Here is a 20560-nt window from a genome sequence, read left to right as displayed (position 1 = left end):
AAGTGTGACCCTTGTGGGAGCGGGCCTGCCCGCGATGACATTCGCAAGAACGCTACAAAACCTACTTCTTGCTGGCGACCATCGCCATAAACGCCGGCATCGCCGCCTCTCTGTCCGCAGCAATTCGCTGAACGTTGGGGTTCTGTCCCAGACGCTCCAGCAACGCCTTGGCCGCCGGCATTTCTGCCAGCAGATCAATCCCGAACACCTTCTGCCCGACCGCACTGGCCAGTGACACGCTGTACTGGAAGTACAGGTCGGCAATGCTCAAGCTTTCTCCAGCCACATAAGGGGCGAATTTGCCGTGCCTGGCCAGGGACGCAAACCCCAGTACCAACTCAGCCTTGCTCTTTTCCTTAATCGCCTCCGGTACCGTCATGCCAAAAAATGCTTCCGGGAAGCAGGCACGCGCCGGCAGTTCGATGTACAGCTCGATTTCCTTGGCCAACGCCAGCACCTGCGCGCGCTCGAACGGCTCATTCGGCAACAGCGGCTTGCCCTTTTGGGCTTGTTCGATGTACTCGAGAATCACACTGGTTTCGTTGATGTAGCCCTGCTCGACGCCCAGCACCGGGACCTTGCCCCGCGGGCTGATCGCCAATGACTCCGGGGCCCGGGTCGGGACGAACATGACTTCCTCGAACGGCAGGTCTTTTTCCAGCAACGCCAGTTTGACCATGTTGTAGTAGTTGCTGACACAAAATCCATAAAGTTTAAACATCACATAGCCTCCAGGCCGTGCGGGGTGGGCAGTGCCTGTTTATAGAACGCTACCGGGATTCTTGCCAGCAGCATCACGCGACTGAATGCGGGTAAACTGGCCACCTTTCCCTGAGGAGCCTGCCATGAGCGAGCAGAACGATATCGACAACGACGAAGAAGAGTTCGCCGAAAGTACCCTGATCCAGGCCATCGAAAACCAGATCGAAAGCGACAACCCGCCAGCGGCCAAGGCGACGTTCAACAAGCTGACGCTGGTGGGTTACGAGCGGGAAGAAATCCTCAACTTGATGGCTCATGTTTTGGCGGTAGAAATCGACGCAATCCTCGAAGAAGACCGCGCATTCAACACCGAATGGTACGAGGCTGCGCTGCGGGCATTGCCCGAGTTGCCGCCGGAAAAGCAATAAACCCACGCCCTCGCTGTAGGAGCGAGCTTGCTCGCGAAAAACCCGAGAGCGCCACGGGGCATCTGGTTTACGCGTCATCGTTGACGATCTTCGCGAGCAAGCTCGCTCCTACAGAGGAAAAAAAACCCTGTCACGAGCACTGGACATGCCGGACAAGCGGGTTCACCTTAGGGGCGCTGTCGTCCAATTCCTAGAAAGTCTGGAGTCCTTATGTCGCTTACCCCTGAGTTGGTTGCCGAACTGGAAATCCTCGCACTCTTCAACCTGGACAGTTCCCAGGAAGGTTTGAAAATTCATCAGACCGCTGCCCCGAAAGCTATTGCCGCTGCCAAACGCCTATTTGAAAAAGATCTGATCGACCAGCCTGATGGCGGCTATCTGACCAGCCTGGGTCGTGACGCCGCGCAAAATGTGCAATCCGTGCTCACCATTCTGAGAGCCGAAGAAACAGCCTGAATTCCCCCGCATCGCCCACGGAAATCCCTGCTGAAGGATTTCCGCGGGCGCATTTTGATGCCCGCTGTAGCCGCACGATAGAAATCTGACGCCAGAAATACAAAATCAGCTTAAAAGTCCCGTGACCCAGGCGCTAAACTCCCCCTCACCTGAGCCCCCACGTCCGAGCCCTGCGAGCCGGTTTGAGCTGACATGACGCGCACCCATGAAATCCGCCCCGATCTGGACGAGGGAATCGACCGCAAGGTTCTCAGCCAGCTGCGCGCACGCTTTCTGAAGCTCAACGAAGGACGCATGGCTCGCGCCATGGAAGGGTTGTCGACCCGCCAGCAAGGGGTCCTGACCTTGCTGCCGCTGTTTTTCCACGTTAACCATCCGCTGTTGCCCGGCTACGTTTCCGGCAGTACGCCGGCCGGGCTGTCGAATTTCGAACCGGATGCCAATGTCCTCGCTGAAGCCCAGCGCCTGACCCGCTCGTTTTCCTACAAACCGCGCCACGGCAGCAATCCGCCACGACCGATTCATGGACTGTTCCTGATGGGCAGCCTCGGCACCCTGGCGCAGGCCGACCAGAGCGACATGGATGTGTGGGTCTGCCATGGGCCGGACCTGACCGAGAACGAACTCGCCGAGCTGCGCAAAAAATGCCAGTTGCTGGAAGCCTGGGCCGCCAGCCAAGGCGCCGAAGCACATTTTTTCCTGATCGACCCGAACCGTTTCGTCCGCGGCGAGCGCGATACCCAGCTGAGTTCGGAGGATTGCGGCACCACCCAGCACTACCTGTTGCTGGACGAGTTTTACCGCACCGCGATCTGGCTGGCCGGTCGTACACCGATCTGGTGGCTGGTGCCGGTCTACGAAGAGTCGAGCTATGACCGTTACACCCACACCTTGATTTCCAAACGCTTCATCCGCGCCGATGAAACCCTCGACCTCGGCAACCTGGCCTACATCCCGCCCGGCGAATTTATCGGCGCTGGGCTCTGGCAGTTGTTCAAGGGCATCGAGTCGCCCTACAAATCGGTACTCAAGCTGCTGCTGACAGAGGTTTACGCCAGTGAACACCCCAGGGTCCATTGCCTGAGCCTGCGCTTCAAGCAAGCGGTGTTCGCCAACCGACTCGACCTCGACGAACTGGACCCGTACGTCGTGGTGTACCGGCGCATTGAGGAATACCTGATCGCCCGCAACGAACCGGAACGCCTGGAACTGGTGCGTCGCGCGTTGTACCTGAAGGTCAATCGCAAACTCACCGGCAACAGCCGCACCCAGAGCTGGCAACGCACTTTGCTCGAACGCCTGGCCCATGAATGGCACTGGGACCAGCGCCAACTGACCCTGCTCGACAGCCGCAGCCAGTGGAAAGTCCGCCAGGTCAGTTCCGAGCGGCGGTCACTGGTCAACGAGCTGAACTACAGCTACCGCTTTCTCACCCAGTTCGCCCGTCACGAACAAACGGTCAGCCGCATCAACAAGCGCGACCTGAGTGTCCTCGGCCGTCGCCTGTACGCCGCTTTCGAGCGCAAGGCCGGCAAAGTCGAATTCATCAACCCCGGCATCGCCCCGGACCTGGCTGAAGACACCTTGACGCTGGTGCACGCACCGAACAAGAAAGAACTGGGGCAAAGCCAGTGGGGCTTGTACAACGGCAGCCTGACGGCACTGGAGTGGGAGCATTTCGCGCCGATCAAACGCAGCCGCCACTTGCTCGAGCTGCTGACCTGGTGCCACCGCAATGGCGTGATCGACAGCAGTACCCGCCTGGCCTTGCACCCCGGCACCAGCGACTTGAGCGAATTCGAACTGTTCAACTTGCTCGGCAGCCTGCAACAGACCATCGCCCTGCCCTTGCCCACCGTCGCCGAAGAACCTCTGTTGCGTGCCAGCGTGCCGAGTGAAGTGCTGATCCTGGTGAATGTCAGCATCGATCCGCTCAAGCACCATCGCGACCTGAACATCCTCATGACCACCGAACGCACCGACTCCCTGAGCTACGCCGGTGTCCGGGAAAATCTGGTGCTGACCCTGGACCAGGTCACGCTCAATAGCTGGAACGAAGTGCTGGTCGGCCGCTACGACGGCCCCCACGCCCTGCTCGACTGCATCCGCGACTACCTCAACAACCTGCCGGCGGGACCACAACAGCCGAAGCTGAGGGTGCGTTGCTTCTGCCATAACCGCGCGCAGTTCATTGCCCAACGGGTCGAGGAAATCCTCGATACCGCGCAGAACCTGCTGCTGAGCCGGCTCAACCATCGCTACCTGATCCAGGTCCAGCAGCACTACCACGTGCTGGAGTTGGTGCCGGGGCAGGTCCAGCACATCGCGCTGACCACTTTGCCGGCGCTGATCGATTACCTGGGCGAGGAAATGGCCAGCTACAGCCCGCTTCACCTGGACCCAAAGGCACTGGAAGAGCACGACCTCGCGCTGTTCCTGCCAACGGGCCAGCCGGACTGCATTCAAGTGTTCTATCGGGTCAACGAAGATCAGGCTGAGCTTTACGTGCTCGATGAGTTCAATGCCTTGTGGCAGCAACGCCTGCCTTGGCACGATGAGCAAAGCCTGCTGGTGCCGCTGCAGCGTTTCCTGCAATCGATCCAGTACCGTCGCGATGCCCCGCTGCCAATGGATGCTGCCCACCCCTTGAACCTCGACACCCTGTATTGCCAGTTGTTGCCGTCAGGCCCTGGCCGGGCGCGCCGCATCGAAGCCCGGCCGGTACCGCAGACGCCGGTGAACAAGCCGTTCTACGACGTGCAGGCGATCGTCGGCAAAGCCGCACCGGGTCAGGTGCAGGTGACGTTGTATTGCAATCAACGGGAGTTTTCCGAGCTGGAACATGGCGACCAGTTGTTCCGCGTGGTCGCCCGGGAAATCGTCGGGCAGCGCCGGGAAACCGAACGCTACCGCTGCTACATCACCGACCTCGACCTGTCAGGCCTTCTGGGCGAAGGGCAGAGTTCCACCCATCTGTACCTGCGCTACAAAGCTGACCTTGAGCACGCATTGAACGAGGCGCTCGATCAGGTCTGAGCGGATGTCACTCGGGGAATGCGCCGCCATTGGCCGGCTGCGATTCGACTTCCAGCAGCGTCAGCTTCAGGGTCTTGCCACCCGGAGCCGGCCAATCGATGTGCTGGCCAACCTTCAGGCCGAGCAGCGCGCTGCCCACCGGCGCCAGGATCGAGACCTTGCCTTCGTCGGCATTCGCATCCTTGGGGTACACCAGGGTCAGGTGGTAGTCCTTGCCACTGCCTTCTTCGCGGCAATGCACACGGGAATTCATGGTCACGACATCCGCCGGCACTTCATCGTGGCCGACCAGGGTATCGGCGCGATCCAGTTCGGTTTGCAGCGCAATAACGCCCGGCAGCGTGTCGTCCAGGCTGTCGATCAGACGCTCCAGACGCTGGACGTCCAGACGGGTAAGGGTGATGGAAGGTGCGGTCATGATCTGGGCAGACTCCTTTCTTCTGCACGAAAAAAGCAAAACCCCGCCAGAAAAAGGCGGGGTTTTCATAAGCCTCGATGGGTGGAGGCGTTTCTGGACACTATCACAGCTCAAAAAATATACAAGTCATGGCCAAACCGACGCTATGGACTTGTAGAGAACTCCTGTGGCGAGGGGGCTTGTCGGATCGCCACAATGACTCGCTAGGCTGAAACTTTGCGGTGGGCAGCCTGCTCGCAAATCACCCGCCGACGCTGATCGTCGGCCGAACGCCACTCACGAATATCTTCGACATGGCGAAAGCAGCCCAGACAGACTTTCTGCTCATCCAGCCGGCAAACTCCGCTGCACGGCGACGGCACCGCCGGGCTGACATTGCTGTAGAGCGGCTTGGGCGCACGGACAGGCGCAGGCTGGGTCACGATCTCACAGTCCTTCGAAATCGAGCTCGACACCCGCTTGTTGCTGGACGATACGCTCGAGCATTTCACCCAACTGCTCTTCGCTCTTGTCACACATCCAGCGCTCGCTTTCTTCGTCGTAGTCGAAGTGGAAACCACCGGACACCGCCGCCAGCCACAGCTGACGCAGCGGCTCCTGGCGACTGAAGATCAACTGGCTGCCGTTCTCGAACTTGACGGTCAGCACACCGGCCGAGCTTTCGAGGTCGATATCCAGGTCGCTGTCGTCAAAGATGTCCTCCAGGGTTTGCTGGGTGGCATCGACCAGGTCGTGGAAACGCGCTTCGGACAAACTCATTACGGCAACCTCAAAAAGTGTCTGATCAGGCTCAAGGGCCGCAAGATACGACCGAGCCCCGTCGATTGCAAAGAATAACGACCTGTGGGTTCGATGTGCTTGCGGCCAAGCCCCGCCGGACGGGCGGTCCGCTGCATAGGCAAGCTGCCGGGTGGCCGGTATACTCCGGCGCAATTAATGCATTTTCAAGGATTTCGCCATGAAGCGCCTGATCTCCTCCCTCGCTGCGCTCCTCGCGGTTGCCTGCCTTGTGTCGGCCTGCGGTCAAAAAGGCCCGCTGTACCTGCCCGATGAAGACCAGGACCCTGCCGAACAAGCCAAGTCGTCGCAGCAGCCTGCCTCCAAAGCACACAAGCACGACGTCTACCAATAATAAGGGAACCTCATGGACGCTTTTAACTACCGTGACGGTGAACTGTTCGCGGAAGGTGTTGCCCTGTCTGCCATCGCCGAGCGCTTTGGTACACCGACCTACGTTTACTCCCGCGCACACATCGAAGCCCAATACCTGGCTTATGCCGATGCGCTGGCCGGCATGCCGCACCTGGTGTGCTTTGCGGTCAAGGCCAACTCCAACCTGGGCGTACTGAATGTCCTGGCACGTCTGGGCGCCGGTTTCGACATCGTCTCCCGTGGCGAACTGGAACGTGTACTGGCCGCTGGCGGCAGCGCCGACAAGATCGTGTTCTCCGGCGTCGGCAAGACCCGTGACGACATGCGTCGCGCCCTGGAAGTCGGCGTGCACTGCTTCAACGTCGAATCCACCGACGAGCTGGAACGCCTGCAAGTGGTCGCCGCCGAACTGGGCGTTCGCGCGCCGATTTCACTGCGCGTGAACCCGGACGTCGATGCCGGCACCCACCCGTACATTTCCACCGGTCTCAAAGAGAACAAGTTCGGCATCGCCATCGCCGACGCCGAAGACGTGTACGTGCGTGCCGCGCAGCTGCCGAACCTGGAAGTGGTCGGCGTCGATTGCCACATCGGCTCGCAACTGACCACCCTGCCGCCGTTCATCGACGCTCTCGACCGCCTGCTGGGCCTGGTCGATCGCCTCGGCGATTGCGGCATCTACCTGCGCCACATCGATCTCGGTGGTGGCCTGGGCGTGCGATACAAGGACGAGGAGCCGCCACTGGCTGCCGACTACATCAAGGCCGTGCGCGAGCGTCTCGACGGTCGCGATCTGGCGCTGGTGTTCGAGCCGGGCCGCTTTATCGTCGCCAACGCCGGTGTGTTGCTGACCCAGGTCGAATACCTCAAGCACACCGAGCACAAAGACTTCGCCATCGTCGACGCCGCCATGAACGACCTGATCCGCCCGGCGCTGTATCAGGCCTGGATGGACGTCACTGCCGTGCGCCCGCGCACCTCCGCTGCTCGCGCCTACGACATCGTCGGTCCGATCTGCGAGACCGGCGACTTCCTGGCCAAGGATCGTCAACTGGCCCTGGAAGAAGGCGACCTGCTGGCCGTGCATTCGGCCGGTGCCTACGGGTTTGTCATGAGTTCCAACTACAACACCCGCGGCCGTACCGCAGAAGTGTTAGTGGACGGTGATCAGGCATTTGAAGTGCGTCGCCGTGAGACGGTAGCCGAGTTGTTTGCTGGCGAAAGCCTGCTGCCGGAGTAAAACCATGCTGCTGCGTTTTACCAAGATGCACGGCCTGGGCAATGATTTCATGGTCCTCGACCTGGTCAGCCAGCACGCGCACATTCTGCCCAAGCATGCCAAGCAATGGGGCGACCGGCACACCGGCATCGGTTTCGACCAGTTGCTGATCGTCGAAGCGCCGAGCAACCCGGACGTGGATTTCCGCTATCGGATCTTCAACTCCGACGGTTCCGAAGTGGAACAGTGCGGCAACGGTGCGCGCTGCTTTGCCCGTTTCGTGCTCGACAAGCGCCTGACCGCAAAGCGGCAGATCCGCGTCGAGACCAAAAGCGGCGTCATCGAACTGGACGTGCGAAACGACGGCCAAATCAGCGTCAACATGGGCGCCCCGCGTCTGGTGCCGGCGGATATTCCGTTCCAGGCGCCGGAGCAGGCCAAGAGTTATCAGGTCGACGTCGACGGCACCCCGGTCGATCTGGCCGCCGTGTCCATGGGCAACCCCCATGCCGTGCTGCGGGTCAGCGATATCAACAACGCGCCGGTGCATGAGCTGGGCCCGAAAATCGAACATCACCCGCGCTTCCCGGCACGGGCCAATGTCGGTTTTCTCCAGGTCATCGACCGGAGCCGCGCGCAGTTGCGCGTCTGGGAGCGTGGAGCCGGGGAAACCCAGGCTTGCGGAACCGGCGCCTGTGCCGCCGCAGTGGCCGCGATCAGCCAGGGGTGGATGGATTCGCCGCTATTGATCGACCTGCCTGGCGGGCGCTTGTCCATCGAATGGGCAGGCCCTGGTCAACCGGTGATGATGACCGGCCCGGCAGTGCGCGTATATGAAGGACAAGTGCGTCTTTGAGTGAGCGAAACCCATGACCGACAAGCCTCAGGTACCCGCACGACAAGCTGACGAATCACCGTCCGAAAGCCTGGAGGCGGCGGCTGTTGCCGCGTACCTGGAGGCTCATCCGGACTTCTTCGTCGAGCACGAAGAACTGCTCCCGTCCCTGCGTATTCCCCATCGGCGCGGCGATACCGTGTCGCTGGTGGAGCGTCAGATGACCATCCTGCGCGACCGCAACATTGAACTGCGTCATCGCCTGTCGCATTTGATGGACGTGGCCCGGGACAACGACCGCCTGTTCGAAAAAACCCGTCGATTGCTGCTGGCGTTAATGGATGCCGCCAGCCTGGAAGACGTGGTGATGTGCGTCGAAGACAGCCTGCGTCAGGACTTCCAGGTGCCCTTCGTCAGCCTCATCCTGCTCGGCGACAACGCCATGCCGGTCGGCCGCTGGGTCACCCACGCCGAAGCGCAAGTGGCTATTGGCGGCCTGCTCTCGGAAGACAAAAGCGTCAGTGGCAGCCTGCGCGAGCATGAACTGGACTTCCTGTTCGGCGAAGAACAGCGCAAGCAAATCGGTTCCACCGCGGTCGTTGCCATCAGCCACCAAGGCATCCACGGCATCCTGGCCATCGCCAGCCGCGATCCGCAGCACTACAAAAGCTCGGTGGGCACCTTGTTCCTGAGCTACATCGCTGAAGTCATGGGTCGCGTGCTGCCACGGGTCAACAACTCCCTGCGCTCGGTACGCTGAACATGGAACGACAACTGGACGCTTACTGCGAACACCTGCGCAGTGAGCGGCAGGTGTCGCCGCACACGCTGTCGGCCTACCGCCGCGACCTCGATAAAGTGCTGGGCTGGTGCGTCAAACAGAATATCGGCAGCTGGACGGCGCTGGACATCCAGCGCCTGCGCAGCCTGATTGCCCGTCTGCACGCCCAAGGTCAATCATCTCGCAGCCTGGCGCGATTGCTGTCGGCCGTTCGCGGGCTCTATCATTTCCTGAACCGCGAAGGCCTGTGCGACCACGATCCGGCCAATGGCCTCGCGCCGCCCAAAGGCGAACGCCGCCTGCCGAAAACCCTCGACACCGACCGCGCGCTGCAATTGCTGGAAGGTGGTGTCGAGGATGACTTTTTGGCTCGCCGGGACCAGGCGATTCTGGAGTTGTTCTACTCCTCGGGCCTGCGACTGTCTGAACTGACGGGCCTGAATCTCGATCAACTCGATTTGGCCGACGGCATGGTCCAGGTGCTCGGCAAAGGCAGCAAGACCCGCCTGCTGCCGGTAGGAAAAAAGGCCCGTGAAGCGCTGGAGCAGTGGCTGCCACTGCGGGCCATGGCCAACCCGGCAGACGATGCGGTGTTTATCAGCCAGCAAGGCCGCCGCCTCGGCCCCCGGGCGATCCAGGTGCGGGTCAAGGCTGCCGGCGAGCGCGAACTGGGGCAGAATCTGCACCCGCACATGTTGCGGCACTCCTTCGCCAGCCATTTGCTGGAATCCTCCCAGGACCTGCGCGCAGTGCAGGAACTGCTCGGACACTCGGACATCAAGACCACGCAGATCTACACCCACCTGGACTTCCAGCACCTGGCCACGGTCTACGACAGCGCCCACCCACGGGCCAAACGCATTAAGGGCGACGATTCATGAGCATTCAGTTGATCACCTTCGACCTCGACGACACCCTATGGGACACCGCCCCGGTAATCGTCAGCGCCGAAGCCGTTTTGCGCGAATGGCTGACCGAGCACGCGCCCAACCTGGGGGCGGTGCCGGTGGAGCATTTGTGGTTGATCCGCGAACGAGTACTGGCTAACGAACCGGGTCTCAAGCACCGCATCAGTGCGTTGCGTCGCCGGGTCCTGTTCCACGCCCTGGAAGAGTCTGGCTACGGGCATAGCGAAGCGTCGGATCTGGCGGACAAGAGCTTTGAAGTGTTTCTGCACGCTCGCCATCAGATCGAAGTGTTTCCGGAGGTCGAACCGACCCTGGAAATCCTCGCCAACCATTACGCTCTCGGCGTGGTCACCAATGGCAACGCCGATGTGCGCCGGCTGGGCCTGGCGGATTACTTCAAGTTTGCGCTGTGCGCAGAAGACATCGGCATCGCCAAACCCGACGCACGATTGTTCCAGGAGGCCTTGCAGCGCGGTGGCGCGACCGCTGAATCGGCGGTGCACATTGGCGATCATCCGGGCGATGACATTGCCGGTGCGCAGCAGGCGGGAATGCGGGCGATCTGGTTCAACCCGGCGGGCAAGGTCTGGGAAGCAGAACGACTGCCGGATGCGGAGATTCGCAGCCTGACCGATTTGCCGGCGTTGCTGGCGAGTTGGAACAAGGCCTCGGCCTGACACAAAACCAATGTGGGAGCGGGCTTGCTCGCGAAAGCGTCGTGTCAGTCAACATCAATATCGACCGACATACCGCATTCGCGAGCAAGCCCGCTCCCACAGGGATCACCATAGGTTTCAAATTTTTGTTTCAGGCATGAAAAAGCCCGCGGCGACGGCGGGCTTTTTCAGCAAGCGGGTAGCAGGCTCAGATAGGCCGGCTGCCGTACTTGTTGTCAGGTTTCTTGGGCGGATCGGCGACCACATTGGCCTCCACTTCCTGCACCTTGCCACCCTTGGCCAAAAACTCCTCCATGGCCCGCGCGAGAGCATCGCGTTCCTTGTTCTTGGCTTCGACACTCGGCAGCTCATCGACCGATACCGCTGCCTTGGCCTTGCCTTTGGCGGCCGGAACCGGCGCATCACCACCGTCGTCTTCAGCGACGTCTTCCGCCGCTGCTTCCAGACCTTCTTCGGTTTCGTCGTCGTCGCCTACTTCGAGGTCGTCGTTTTCCAGATCATCGTCGCTCATGTTCTACCTCATGACTTGCGAAAAGCAGATTAGTTATAGCCCAGCTTTGCCCTCTGTCGAAGGCTGCCGGAAAAAAATCAACAGCCGCTGCTGACCAGCGGCTATGCCTCTTCACCGTGTACGGTGGCGAGGACTTTACGGGCACCGCCATGATCACGGTGCTCGCCCAGATAAACGCCTTGCCAGGTCCCCAACGCCAACCGGCCTGCCGCAATCGGCAAACTGAGCTGACAGCCAAGCACGCTGGCCTTGAAGTGCGCCGGGAGGTCGTCCAGGCCTTCGTCGTTATGCTCATAGCCGTCTGTTCCTTGTGGGATCAGACGATTGAAAAATCGTTCGAAGTCGCGACGTACCGCCGGATCGGCGTTCTCGTTGATGGTCAACGACGCCGAGGTATGCTGCAGCCACAAATGCAACAGACCGACCCGACACGCCTTGAGTTCAGGCAGGCCGGCGAGTAACTCGTCCGTTACCAGATGAAAGCCCCGGGGCCTCGCCCGCAAGGTAATCAGAGTCTGTTGCCACATACAGTTCTCCGCACGTTCGGGGCGCATTCTAGCGCGCTCTGGGAAAAAACAAAGGCCCTAATATTCCTTCAATCCTGTAAGCCTTTGACCGCACAAAAACACCCGACGTAAACATCGTAAAACCTGTAGGAAAAAACCTTTCAGCTCAGCCTTCAATGACAAATTCCAGACAAAAAAATGCCCGGCAAGCCGGGCAGGTTTTTTATGCGCTTGCTTACAAGTTGTAGCCGCGCTCGTTGTGAAGCGCCAGATCGATGCCGACCGCTTCTTCTTCTTCGTTGATACGCAGGCCCATGACCGCATCCAGCACCTTGAGGATGATGAATGTGGCGATCGCGGTGTAGATCACCGTGAAGCCTACGCCTTTGCACTGAATCCACACTTGTGCGGCGATGTCGGTCACGGTGCCGAAGCCACCCAGGGACGGAGCAGCGAACACACCGGTCAGGATTGCGCCGAGGATACCGCCGATACCGTGCACACCGAAGGCGTCCAGGGAATCGTCATAGCCGAGCTTGCGCTTCAGGGTGGTGGCGCAGAAGAAGCACACCACACCAGCCGCCAGACCGATGACCAGCGCGCCCATTGGGCCAACGGTGCCGGCAGCCGGGGTGATTGCCACCAGACCGGCAACCACGCCCGAAGCAATGCCCAGTGCACTAGGTTTGCCGTGGGTGATCCACTCGGCAAACATCCAGCCCAGCGCAGCAGCAGCGGTAGCGATTTGAGTTACCAGCATCGCCATGCCGGCGGTGCCGTTGGCCGCAGCGGCGGAACCGGCGTTGAAACCGAACCAGCCGACCCACAGCATGGCCGCGCCCATCAGGGTGTAACCGAGGTTGTGCGGCGCCATCGGCGTGGTCGGGAAGCCCTTGCGCTTGCCCAGCACCAGGCAGGCAACCAGACCAGCCACACCGGCATTGATGTGCACCACGGTGCCGCCGGCGAAGTCCAGAACACCCCAGTCCCACAACAGGCCGCCGTTACCGGACCAGACCATGTGCGCAATCGGCGCATATACCAGGGTGAACCACACGCCCATGAAGACCAGCATCGCAGAGAACTTCATCCGCTCGGCGAAGGCGCCGACGATCAACGCCGGGGTGATGATCGCGAAGGTCATCTGGAAGGTGACGAACACCGCCTCAGGGAACAGCGCCGCAGGCCCGGTCAGGCTGGCTGGCGTGATGCCGGCGAGGAATGCCTTACCCATGCCGCCGAAGAACGAGTTGAAGTTGATGACGCCCTGCTCCATGCCCGTGGTGTCGAACGCGATGCTGTAGCCATAAATGACCCACAGGATGCTGATCAGACCGGTAATGGCAAAGCACTGCATCATCACGGAAAGAATGTTTTTCGACCGGACCATGCCGCCGTAGAACAGCGCAAGGCCGGGAATGGTCATGAACAGCACAAGAGCTGTCGAGGTCATCATCCAGGCGGTATCGCCGGAGTTGAGGACTGGGGCCGCCACTTCGTCTGCCGCCATGGCCAGGCTGGGCATTACGAGGGACAACAGGGCTCCTAGCCCTGCGAATTTACGCAGAGTCATATTGTTTTCTCCTGGGGCGTTGGGTTTGTGGCGGCTTAGATTGCGTCGGTATCGGTTTCGCCGGTACGGATGCGAATCGCCTGTTCCAGATTGACCACGAAGATCTTGCCGTCACCGATCTTGCCGGTGTTGGCAGCCTTGGTGATGGCCTCGATTACCCGGTCCAGATCCTTGTCGTCGATAGCGACGTCGATCTTCACCTTGGGCAGGAAATCGACCACGTATTCCGCGCCGCGATACAGCTCGGTGTGACCCTTCTGCCGACCAAAGCCTTTGACTTCAGTGACGGTAATGCCCTGCACGCCGATCTCGGACAGCGACTCGCGTACGTCGTCCAGCTTGAACGGCTTGATGATGGCAGTGACTAGCTTCATGAAAACTCTCTCCCGAATTGGTGGACTTGCCCCAGGAAAACAAACCCGACTCAAGTCTAAGCGCAGTGCCTGGCTTTGTAACGCATCGTCGGCCTTACCTGCCCGTTCGACGCCAGCTAACCGCTCCCTGCGAAACACTCCCCGCGTTCCGCCTGGCGCACTGCATTCGTCACAGCGACTGCATCAGTGCATGGGTTACCAGCATCTAAGCAGAAAGCTTGCCATCTCCACAAAACTCATAGTTTTCAATCTTTTGCCGGCAGATGTCCGCTATATCGCAACAACACTCGCCGGGTTACGCACAATAACGGTGCGACGCCGTCCGTCCCCATGCGCGAAAAGCGTGCACCCTTCGCCTGCGGAAATGACTATAGACACTGCGTGATACACTGCCCGCCATTGTTTCCAGGACATTGCCCATGCTCGCGCCCAAAGACTTCCTCGACGCCCTCACCGGCACCGCCTCCCGCCTCTTCAGCGGCGACACACCTCTGCCGAAAGCTGAAATCGAAAGCCAGTTCAAAATGTTGCTGCAAAGTGGCTTCAGCAAACTGGATCTGGTGAGTCGGGAAGAGTTCGATAGCCAGATGGTTGTATTGGCACGCACCCGGGCGCGGTTGGAGAGCCTTGAGGCGAAGGTGGCGGAGCTTGAAGCGAAGCTGAATCCACCGACCGAATAAATTCTGATGTGAAATGCAGCCCCCTGTGGGAGCGAGCTTGCTCGCGATTGAAGGTCGGAACGACCTTGCGCTTCACCTGTAGGAGCTGCGGAAGGCTGCGATCTTTTGATCTTCAGCCCCGCAACAATCTCGGCAACGTCCTACAAACATCACACCGCCGTCCGATTGCGTCGCCAGGTATCCGGTCTCTAAGCTCATCCCCAGCTGAATGCTCAGCACTGGGTTTGGCGACCTAGAAAAACCCCGACGCACTACGACCAAATTCGAATAGGGAATTTTCCCCCTCTTGAGTTATGGCAGCTGTGCGTGGGAGACCTTAGGGTCTGCCGGTTTTTCGGGCGTCACCGGTTCGCCAACCCGCGCATAGCTGCCACCCTTTTCGTTTGGCGACGATCAGAGGCAGTTTCTCTTCACTCGACCCCGAGAACTGCACGATGGAAGAAAACTACCTAATCCCCCACATCTTCACCCGCCACAAACTCCACCTCCACGCCCTCCTAATACAAAACCAACCCTGGTTCAGCGGCCGCGACCTAGGCCGACTGCTACGCATCTACCTCAACGACCGCCAACTCCGAAAACTCGATCCCGACCAATACCAAACAGCCAAAACCCTCATCCACGGTCACATCGAAAACATCCTGCTGATCAGCGAATCCGGCGTTTACGCATTACTGGTCTATCACTACTGCCCCGAATACCGTGCCTTACGCGAATGGCTCACCCACGAAGTTGTTCCCGCCCTGCGAGATGCCCAATACCCCACTACAACCGAACGCCCGCAACTGAGCCTGCTCAACTGGCCGGAAATGTCGTTGAGCCTGCTGCACTGGAACAACCAGCCGTGGATTCGGTTGCAGGATGTGCCGCAGCTTTTGCCTGATCAGGTTACTCCCAGGCCTGCTATCAATGCGCCTTGGTGGAAAAGAGCCGCGAAGATGCTTCACGCATTCTGAATAAAAAACCCCACGCTTTCGGCGTGGGGTTCAATAAATCCAAGACAACAATCAGGCGCAGTGCGCAAGTCGCTCAACCTGATCCCGGATCGCAGCCCCTCGTTCAATCTCGGCTTTGCGCAAATCGTAAGTCGATTGCAGGTTCAGCCAAAACTCAGGGGTCGTGTCCAGACAAATAGAAAGCCTGAGAGCCATATCAGCACTGATACCTCGACGCTGGAGCACGATATCGTTCACCGTGGGTGTCGAAACGTTCAACGCCCTGGCCAACGCTGCAGCCGTAAGGCTCAGAGGCTCCAGGTATTCCTCTTTGAGGATCTCGCCAGGGTGAACCGGGCGCATACCATTCTTAGTCATTACTCACCTCAGTGATAATCGACGATTTCGACATTCTCTGGTCCGTTAGGACCCCAAATGAAGCAAATTCGCCATTGAGCGTTGATACGGATGCTGTACTGACCTTTTCGATTTCCCTCCAGCGCCTCTAAGCGATTACCCGGCGGGGATCGAAGGTCTATCAGCACGGCAGCAGCATCAAGCATCGTCAGCTTTCGTTCCACGACGCTCAGAATGGCTGACCACATACGAGTCTTACCGTTGCGAAACAAGTACTCGGTCTCAGAACACTTAAAGCTAACGATCATAATTTAAAGCTTAACGTTATGCATTAATCTTGAGTGTATAAGCTGACTTGCCAAATGCAACAAAGAGGGCGTGACCCTCAGTGACCTCTCAATATTTTAGGAAAAGGACTACCTGCTCGACTCCACGATGCCTTCATTGATCGTCTCGCACTTCAGCGCAGGCAATATCCTGCGATAGTTTCCCGACCCCTGCCGTCACGCTAAAACGCCAATACACAACTACCCTTCAAAAACCCGCAGGAAGCAGCCCCCGTTTAGCTCAAGGAACGACAATGTCCCTCTCCATCGTCCACAGCCGCGCCCAGGTCGGCGTGGAGGCGCCAGCCGTTACTGTTGAAGTCCATCTGGCCAACGGTTTGCCGTCTCTGACCATGGTCGGCCTGCCCGAGGCGGCGGTGAAGGAAAGCAAGGATCGGGTGCGCAGCGCGATCATCAATTCGGGACTGCAATTTCCGGCGCGACGGATCACGTTGAATCTGGCGCCCGCGGATTTGCCCAAGGATGGCGGGCGGTTCGATCTGGCGATTGCCCTGGGGATTCTCTCGGCCAGCGTGCAGGTGCCTACGTTGACGCTCGATGATGCGGAATGCCTTGGGGAGTTGGCGTTATCAGGTGCCGTGCGGGCGGTTCGTGGGGTTCTGCCGGCGGCGCTGGCGGCACGCAAGGCCGGGCGCTGGTTGATGGTGCCGCGAGCTAACGCCGAGGAAGCGTGCCTGGCCTCGGGACTGAAAGTGATTGCGGTGGATCATCTGCTTGAGGCCGTTGCGCATTTCAATGGGCATACACCCATCGAACCTTATGTTTCCAACGGGTTGCTCTACGCCAGCAAACCCTATCCTGATTTGAATGAAGTTCAGGGGCAAATGGCGGCCAAACGTGCGCTGCTGATTGCGGCAGCGGGTGCGCATAACCTGCTGTTCAGCGGGCCACCGGGTACAGGCAAGACGCTATTGGCGAGCCGATTGCCAGGGCTGCTGCCACCCCTGGCCGAGAGCGAAGCACTGGAAGTCGCAGCGATTCAATCCGTCGCCAGTTGTGTGCCACTGAGCCATTGGCCACAGCGCCCCTTCCGACAACCACACCATTCCGCCTCAGGACCGGCACTGGTGGGCGGTGGCTCGAAACCACAACCGGGCGAAATCACCCTCGCTCACCATGGCGTGCTGTTCCTCGATGAACTCCCGGAATTTGATCGCAAGGTATTGGAGGTGTTGAGAGAGCCACTGGAATCCGGCCACATCGTGATTTCCCGCGCCAAGGACCGCGTACGCTTCCCGGCGCGCTTTCAACTGGTCGCCGCGATGAATCCCTGCCCCTGTGGATATCTTGGCGAACCGAGTGGCCGTTGTTCCTGTACGCCGGACATGGTTCAGCGCTATCGCAACAAACTGTCGGGGCCACTGCTGGATCGTATTGATCTGCACCTGACGGTTGCTCGCGAAGCCACGGCATTGAATCCTGCGTTAAAACCCGGCGACGACACTGCCACCGCCGCCGAGTTGGTTGCCGATGCACGAGAACGGCAACAAAAGCGCCAAGGCTGTGCCAATGCCTTTCTCGACTTGCCGGGCCTGCGCAGACACTGCAAGTTATCCACAACAGACGAAACCTGGCTGGAGACGGCGTGTGAACGACTGACCTTGTCACTGCGAGCGGCCCATCGACTGCTCAAAGTAGCGCGCACTCTTGCGGACCTTGAACAAGTCGATGAGATCAGACGCGAGCACTTGGCCGAAGCGCTGCAATATCGGCCAACAAGCCAGTAGCTCAAATTTGTAAGTGTTTTTTTGAGAAAAACGTCATTTCTAAGTGTTTTTTTCGACCAATAAGCGGTTTTTCGGAAAGATGGCGAAAATCAACCCTTGGTAAGGTCAACCAACGGCGTCTGCCGCACCTCAGTCTCCCGCCCACCTTGAATCTCGCTCACCTGCTTCAACGCCTTATCCACAGCGGTCTTATCCGCCAGCAAGCCGTAGCTGATGCGGAACTGCTTCTGCTCCTTCGGCCCAATCATTGGCACCAGGTTCAGTGGCCGCTGATACCGGCGGTTGTAGGAAAAACTCGTGCCTGGCTCCAGCCCCGTGACATAGCCCTGCCCTTGGGTATCGGTGTTTTTCCACAGGGAGAACACGGGCAGTGTTTGAGTGTTGAAACCGACCGAGACGCCCAGGCTGCCGGCCTTGTTATGCAGGACGGTCAATGTATCGCCCTTGGCATCGGCGTACGGCACTACGTTGTAAACCGTTTCGTCGTAGTCCTTGGTCGGTCCGCGATAGGTTTGCCAGTCCGGCAAATCGCTTTTGGCTTTATCGTTGAACGGCGACACCTGTTTCACCGGCGCAGCGAAGCGGGCGCCCTGCTCCAGGAATGGGGTGCTGAAGTTACTGTGATACAGCGCCTGGTATTCCTTCGGATAGTCGCCGTTGTTGGTCAGGGTGTCGTTGAGGGCGAACGCTACGCTGCCGGGCTCGGTGACCAGTTCGGTCGCGACCGAGAAGTCGACTTTCTTGAAAGCCTGCTCTTTCAGCTCGCCGCGCAGGCTGATCGCGTAAGGCGGTTTCTCATCTATATGCAGGGTAACTTTGCTGGCCGGGATGTTGGCGGCGCGGCCATGCAGAGTCAGCAGTTCGCCGTTGTCGATGCCGGGGTGACCGACCCATTCGTAGCCGCAGCGGGTGACCAGTTCATTGAAGCCTTCCAGCCAGCCCAGGCCACCACGGCCGTTGAGCTCGATGAAGGACGGATTGACCACTTCCTTGACTGGCGAATCCCAGCCCATGCGCACATTACCGACCGAGGCCTGCAGCACGTTCATCCCGCGAGTCGGCACCACCGAGAGTTTCATCGCGCCGTTATCGATGTCGACGATGCTGACGCCCTCTTGCCGACCGCCGTGCAAGTTACGAAGTGTCACGGAGAAGGGTTGGTCGGTTTTCACACCGAGTTGCTGGCTGGTGATCTGCCAGTTTTGCGCGGCTTTGTCGCTGTCGAGCAGGACGTAATCCCAAGCCATGGCGTGAGAGGCGGACAGCGCGCCAAGGACAACGAGGAGTTTGAGCGAGGTCATGGGGAAAGCCTTTCTTGGAATTGTGCATTTTTTATAGCGCCGATGAAACGATTCAGCAAGCATAAAAAGCTTACGCCCGAGCCTTCCCAAGCCAATTAAAATTGACCTTATGCAACCTCCGCACGCTTACGTTAGTCTCATAAGGCTTGAACCTCCGGCAGATTGACGGCGATATCATGATGACATTAAGGTCGCCCGCTAAATGCAGGAGCAAGTACAGACACATTTGTCTGTCATTTTTGCGCAACGGATCGTATGGAGTTTGAATGCGCGGGGCACTATTACGCAGCGGTAAGAGCGGGTCATTCACTGCCCTCGGTGAAACAGGTCAACCGGTCTACCGGGCGGCTCTGCAATTGCGCGAAGCCATTCGCCGCAAGAACCCCGATTTGGTCGATCATCTGGCCATCCCTCAAAGCGATGAACTCGGCAACCAGATCGATTGGTACAGCGCCCTCGACGGCGATGTGATCCCGTGGAGCAGCGCGACCGAAGAAGAGCGCGCCCCTGCCCGGCGCCAACTTGAAGCCCTCAAGACTGCACTCGAGGAATTGAGCCAGCGTTTCCTGGGCACTGATCCCGGTGAACAGCAGCAAGGCGACAAAGCCGTGTTCGGCAAGTTGCTCAAGCGCGTCATTCATATCCCTGACGAAAACTTCGTCTACCTGGTGCAAGGCAAACCGGTGCTGACCTTTTGGGGTTTCGAGCACGCCGGTACCGACCTCAATCGCGATCCCCTGCACTGCCTCTATCAGGCTCCGCCGCTGCCACCCGTGGTTGAAGCGCCTGTTGTTGCGCCCGTCGTGCCGGTGGTGGCTCGTCCGTGGTGGCGTCGCTGGTGGTGGCTGTTGCTGCCGCTCCTGCTGCTCCTTTTGTGGCTGTTGCTCGGCCTGCGCGGTTGCGTCCCGATTCCATTAGTGGCGGTGGACCTGCTGCCTGAGGGCATCGTTCCGGTGGAAAAACAACTGGAAGAGCCGCAACTGCCCGGCAATGTCACGACGCTCAATGGCGTTCCGGTGACAGGCTCCGTTATAGGCTCCACCACTGGAACGGGCACCGCCGTGACCGGAGCCCAAGGCGTGGAATCGCCGGCCGTCGAGGGTAACGAGGCTGACGCAGCACCCGCCGACTTGACCAAAGACCCAGCCAAAGACCCGGCAGCCGAAAACAGAACTGCGCCACCCGAAAACAAAACCGCGCCGCCGAATGTCACATCGCCCGAGGCAGAAAAATCCGCCGCCACAAAACCCGGCCCTCCCCTGAGCATCCCGCCAGACGCCGCCGACGGTGCCGCCAAGTTCCTCGACGGTCAGTACCGCGCAGGAGCTGGTATTCAGGATCGCCGAACCGGCAAACCGCTGCGTCTGGAATACCAGCTCAAGGACGGTAAGGGCCAAGTCACCGTACACCAGGCCGACGGCTCGAAATGTAGCGGGCCGGTGAGCGCTACTATGAAGGGTGGCAGCCTGGCCATTGACAGCCAGGGCCAGGCCGTTTGCGGCGATGGCAGCACTTACGACATGCCCAAGGTCAACTGCCGCAAAGGGGCGACCACTGTCGCGGACTGCACCGGCGGTTACGGAAAAGAACAATTCCCCATGTCCATGCGGCAAGTGGCCGAATAAAAACGGAATAAC

24 protein-coding genes are annotated in these 20560 nt (G+C 59.5%); 13 read left to right on the top strand and 11 right to left on the bottom strand.

What is annotated here, in order from left to right; translation table 11 throughout:
- Positions 1–61: 61 nt before the first annotated feature.
- Positions 62–721 (bottom strand): glutathione S-transferase, encoded by a 660-nt coding sequence (locus tag KGA85_RS14150; protein WP_223455392.1) that lies wholly within the window; start codon positions 719–721, stop codon positions 62–64.
- A 124-nt stretch (positions 722–845) separates the two neighbouring features.
- On the opposite strand from KGA85_RS14150, the gene KGA85_RS14145 reads away from it, so the two are divergent.
- The 3 genes from KGA85_RS14145 to KGA85_RS14135 all read left to right on the top strand — a co-directional run bounded on the left by KGA85_RS14145 (position 846) and on the right by KGA85_RS14135 (position 4622).
- Positions 846–1130, top strand: coding sequence for a hypothetical protein (locus tag KGA85_RS14145; protein ID WP_223455390.1), 285 nt, complete (start codon positions 846–848; stop codon positions 1128–1130).
- A 210-nt stretch (positions 1131–1340) separates the two neighbouring features.
- Positions 1341–1586: a TIGR02647 family protein gene (locus KGA85_RS14140; RefSeq protein WP_223455388.1), complete on the top strand. Its 246-nt coding sequence runs from the start codon at positions 1341–1343 to the stop codon at positions 1584–1586.
- 192 nt (positions 1587–1778) lie between these two features.
- Positions 1779–4622, top strand: a complete 2844-nt coding sequence (locus KGA85_RS14135; protein ID WP_223455386.1) for a class I adenylate cyclase — start codon at positions 1779–1781, stop codon at positions 4620–4622.
- Positions 4623–4629: 7 nt separating this feature from the next.
- Here KGA85_RS14135 and rnk read toward each other — a convergent pair whose 3' ends face one another.
- The 3 genes from rnk to cyaY all read right to left on the bottom strand — a co-directional run bounded on the left by rnk (position 4630) and on the right by cyaY (position 5799).
- On the bottom strand, positions 4630–5040 hold the full coding sequence (gene rnk / locus KGA85_RS14130; protein ID WP_008050852.1) for a nucleoside diphosphate kinase regulator: 411 nt from the start codon (positions 5038–5040) through the stop codon (positions 4630–4632).
- Positions 5041–5243: 203 nt separating this feature from the next.
- A complete protein-coding gene (locus KGA85_RS14125) occupies positions 5244–5462 on the bottom strand; it encodes a DUF1289 domain-containing protein (protein ID WP_223455384.1) in 219 nt (72 codons plus the stop codon).
- Between the two features lie 4 nt (positions 5463–5466).
- Positions 5467–5799, bottom strand: coding sequence for an iron donor protein CyaY (gene cyaY, locus KGA85_RS14120; protein ID WP_007980802.1), 333 nt, complete (start codon positions 5797–5799; stop codon positions 5467–5469).
- Between the two features lie 199 nt (positions 5800–5998).
- Here cyaY and lptM point away from each other — a divergent pair, with 199 nt between their 5' ends.
- From lptM to KGA85_RS14090, 6 genes are read left to right on the top strand one after another with little or no spacing between them, the layout of a single operon-like run.
- The gene (gene lptM / locus KGA85_RS14115) at positions 5999–6172 is read left to right on the top strand and encodes an LPS translocon maturation chaperone LptM (protein WP_223455382.1); all 174 of its coding nucleotides are present in this window, start codon (positions 5999–6001) and stop codon (positions 6170–6172) included.
- A gap of 12 nt (positions 6173–6184) precedes the next feature.
- On the top strand, positions 6185–7432 hold the full coding sequence (lysA, locus tag KGA85_RS14110; protein ID WP_223455380.1) for a diaminopimelate decarboxylase: 1248 nt from the start codon (positions 6185–6187) through the stop codon (positions 7430–7432).
- Positions 7433–7436: 4 nt separating this feature from the next.
- A complete protein-coding gene (gene dapF, locus KGA85_RS14105) occupies positions 7437–8267 on the top strand; it encodes a diaminopimelate epimerase (protein ID WP_223455378.1) in 831 nt (276 codons plus the stop codon).
- A 13-nt stretch (positions 8268–8280) separates the two neighbouring features.
- Positions 8281–9006: a DUF484 family protein gene (locus tag KGA85_RS14100; protein ID WP_223455376.1), complete on the top strand. Its 726-nt coding sequence runs from the start codon at positions 8281–8283 to the stop codon at positions 9004–9006.
- 2 nt (positions 9007–9008) lie between these two features.
- Entirely contained in the window at positions 9009–9908 is a 900-nt protein-coding gene (gene xerC / locus KGA85_RS14095; RefSeq protein ID WP_223455374.1) for a tyrosine recombinase XerC, read from the top strand.
- The gene (locus tag KGA85_RS14090; protein WP_223455372.1) at positions 9905–10612 is read left to right on the top strand and encodes an HAD family hydrolase; all 708 of its coding nucleotides are present in this window, start codon (positions 9905–9907) and stop codon (positions 10610–10612) included. Before xerC ends, KGA85_RS14090 begins: the two co-directional genes overlap by 4 nt.
- A 187-nt stretch (positions 10613–10799) precedes the next feature.
- Here KGA85_RS14090 and sutA read toward each other — a convergent pair whose 3' ends face one another.
- The 4 genes from sutA to glnK all read right to left on the bottom strand — a co-directional run bounded on the left by sutA (position 10800) and on the right by glnK (position 13576).
- Positions 10800–11123 (bottom strand): transcriptional regulator SutA, encoded by a 324-nt coding sequence (sutA, locus tag KGA85_RS14085; RefSeq protein WP_046038997.1) that lies wholly within the window; start codon positions 11121–11123, stop codon positions 10800–10802.
- A 101-nt stretch (positions 11124–11224) separates the two neighbouring features.
- The gene (locus KGA85_RS14080) at positions 11225–11650 is read right to left on the bottom strand and encodes a secondary thiamine-phosphate synthase enzyme YjbQ (protein WP_150724915.1); all 426 of its coding nucleotides are present in this window, start codon (positions 11648–11650) and stop codon (positions 11225–11227) included.
- A 214-nt stretch (positions 11651–11864) separates the two neighbouring features.
- Positions 11865–13202: an ammonium transporter gene (locus KGA85_RS14075; RefSeq protein WP_223455370.1), complete on the bottom strand. Its 1338-nt coding sequence runs from the start codon at positions 13200–13202 to the stop codon at positions 11865–11867.
- A 35-nt stretch (positions 13203–13237) separates the two neighbouring features.
- A complete protein-coding gene (glnK, locus tag KGA85_RS14070; protein WP_002555808.1) occupies positions 13238–13576 on the bottom strand; it encodes a P-II family nitrogen regulator in 339 nt (112 codons plus the stop codon).
- A gap of 419 nt (positions 13577–13995) precedes the next feature.
- Between glnK and KGA85_RS14065 the strand changes: the two genes are divergently transcribed.
- Both KGA85_RS14065 and KGA85_RS14060 read left to right on the top strand, forming a co-directional pair.
- Entirely contained in the window at positions 13996–14256 is a 261-nt protein-coding gene (locus KGA85_RS14065; RefSeq protein ID WP_046038993.1) for an accessory factor UbiK family protein, read from the top strand.
- Between the two features lie 434 nt (positions 14257–14690).
- The gene (locus KGA85_RS14060) at positions 14691–15212 is read left to right on the top strand and encodes a Bro-N domain-containing protein (RefSeq protein ID WP_223455368.1); all 522 of its coding nucleotides are present in this window, start codon (positions 14691–14693) and stop codon (positions 15210–15212) included.
- A 51-nt stretch (positions 15213–15263) separates the two neighbouring features.
- Here the strand turns inward: KGA85_RS14060 and KGA85_RS14055 are convergent, their stop codons facing one another.
- A complete protein-coding gene (locus KGA85_RS14055) occupies positions 15264–15569 on the bottom strand; it encodes a HigA family addiction module antitoxin (RefSeq protein ID WP_223455366.1) in 306 nt (101 codons plus the stop codon).
- Between the two features lie 8 nt (positions 15570–15577).
- Positions 15578–15856 carry a type II toxin-antitoxin system RelE/ParE family toxin gene (locus KGA85_RS14050; protein ID WP_007980828.1) on the bottom strand — a complete coding sequence of 93 codons (279 nt, stop codon included), beginning with the start codon at positions 15854–15856 and terminating at the stop codon, positions 15578–15580.
- A gap of 272 nt (positions 15857–16128) precedes the next feature.
- Between KGA85_RS14050 and KGA85_RS14045 the strand changes: the two genes are divergently transcribed.
- Positions 16129–17622 (top strand): YifB family Mg chelatase-like AAA ATPase, encoded by a 1494-nt coding sequence (locus KGA85_RS14045; RefSeq protein WP_223455364.1) that lies wholly within the window; start codon positions 16129–16131, stop codon positions 17620–17622.
- Between the two features lie 89 nt (positions 17623–17711).
- Here the strand turns inward: KGA85_RS14045 and KGA85_RS14040 are convergent, their stop codons facing one another.
- Positions 17712–18923: an aldose 1-epimerase family protein gene (locus KGA85_RS14040; RefSeq protein WP_223543183.1), complete on the bottom strand. Its 1212-nt coding sequence runs from the start codon at positions 18921–18923 to the stop codon at positions 17712–17714.
- A 266-nt stretch (positions 18924–19189) separates the two neighbouring features.
- Here KGA85_RS14040 and KGA85_RS14035 point away from each other — a divergent pair, with 266 nt between their 5' ends.
- On the top strand, positions 19190–20548 hold the full coding sequence (locus KGA85_RS14035; RefSeq protein ID WP_223543182.1) for an SrfA family protein: 1359 nt from the start codon (positions 19190–19192) through the stop codon (positions 20546–20548).
- Positions 20549–20560 lie beyond the last annotated feature (12 nt).

It is taken from the genome of Pseudomonas sp. GL-B-12 (genome assembly GCF_019955895.1).
Classification (GTDB): domain Bacteria; phylum Pseudomonadota; class Gammaproteobacteria; order Pseudomonadales; family Pseudomonadaceae; genus Aquipseudomonas.
This window is presented reverse-complemented; position numbering and strand designations above follow the sequence as displayed.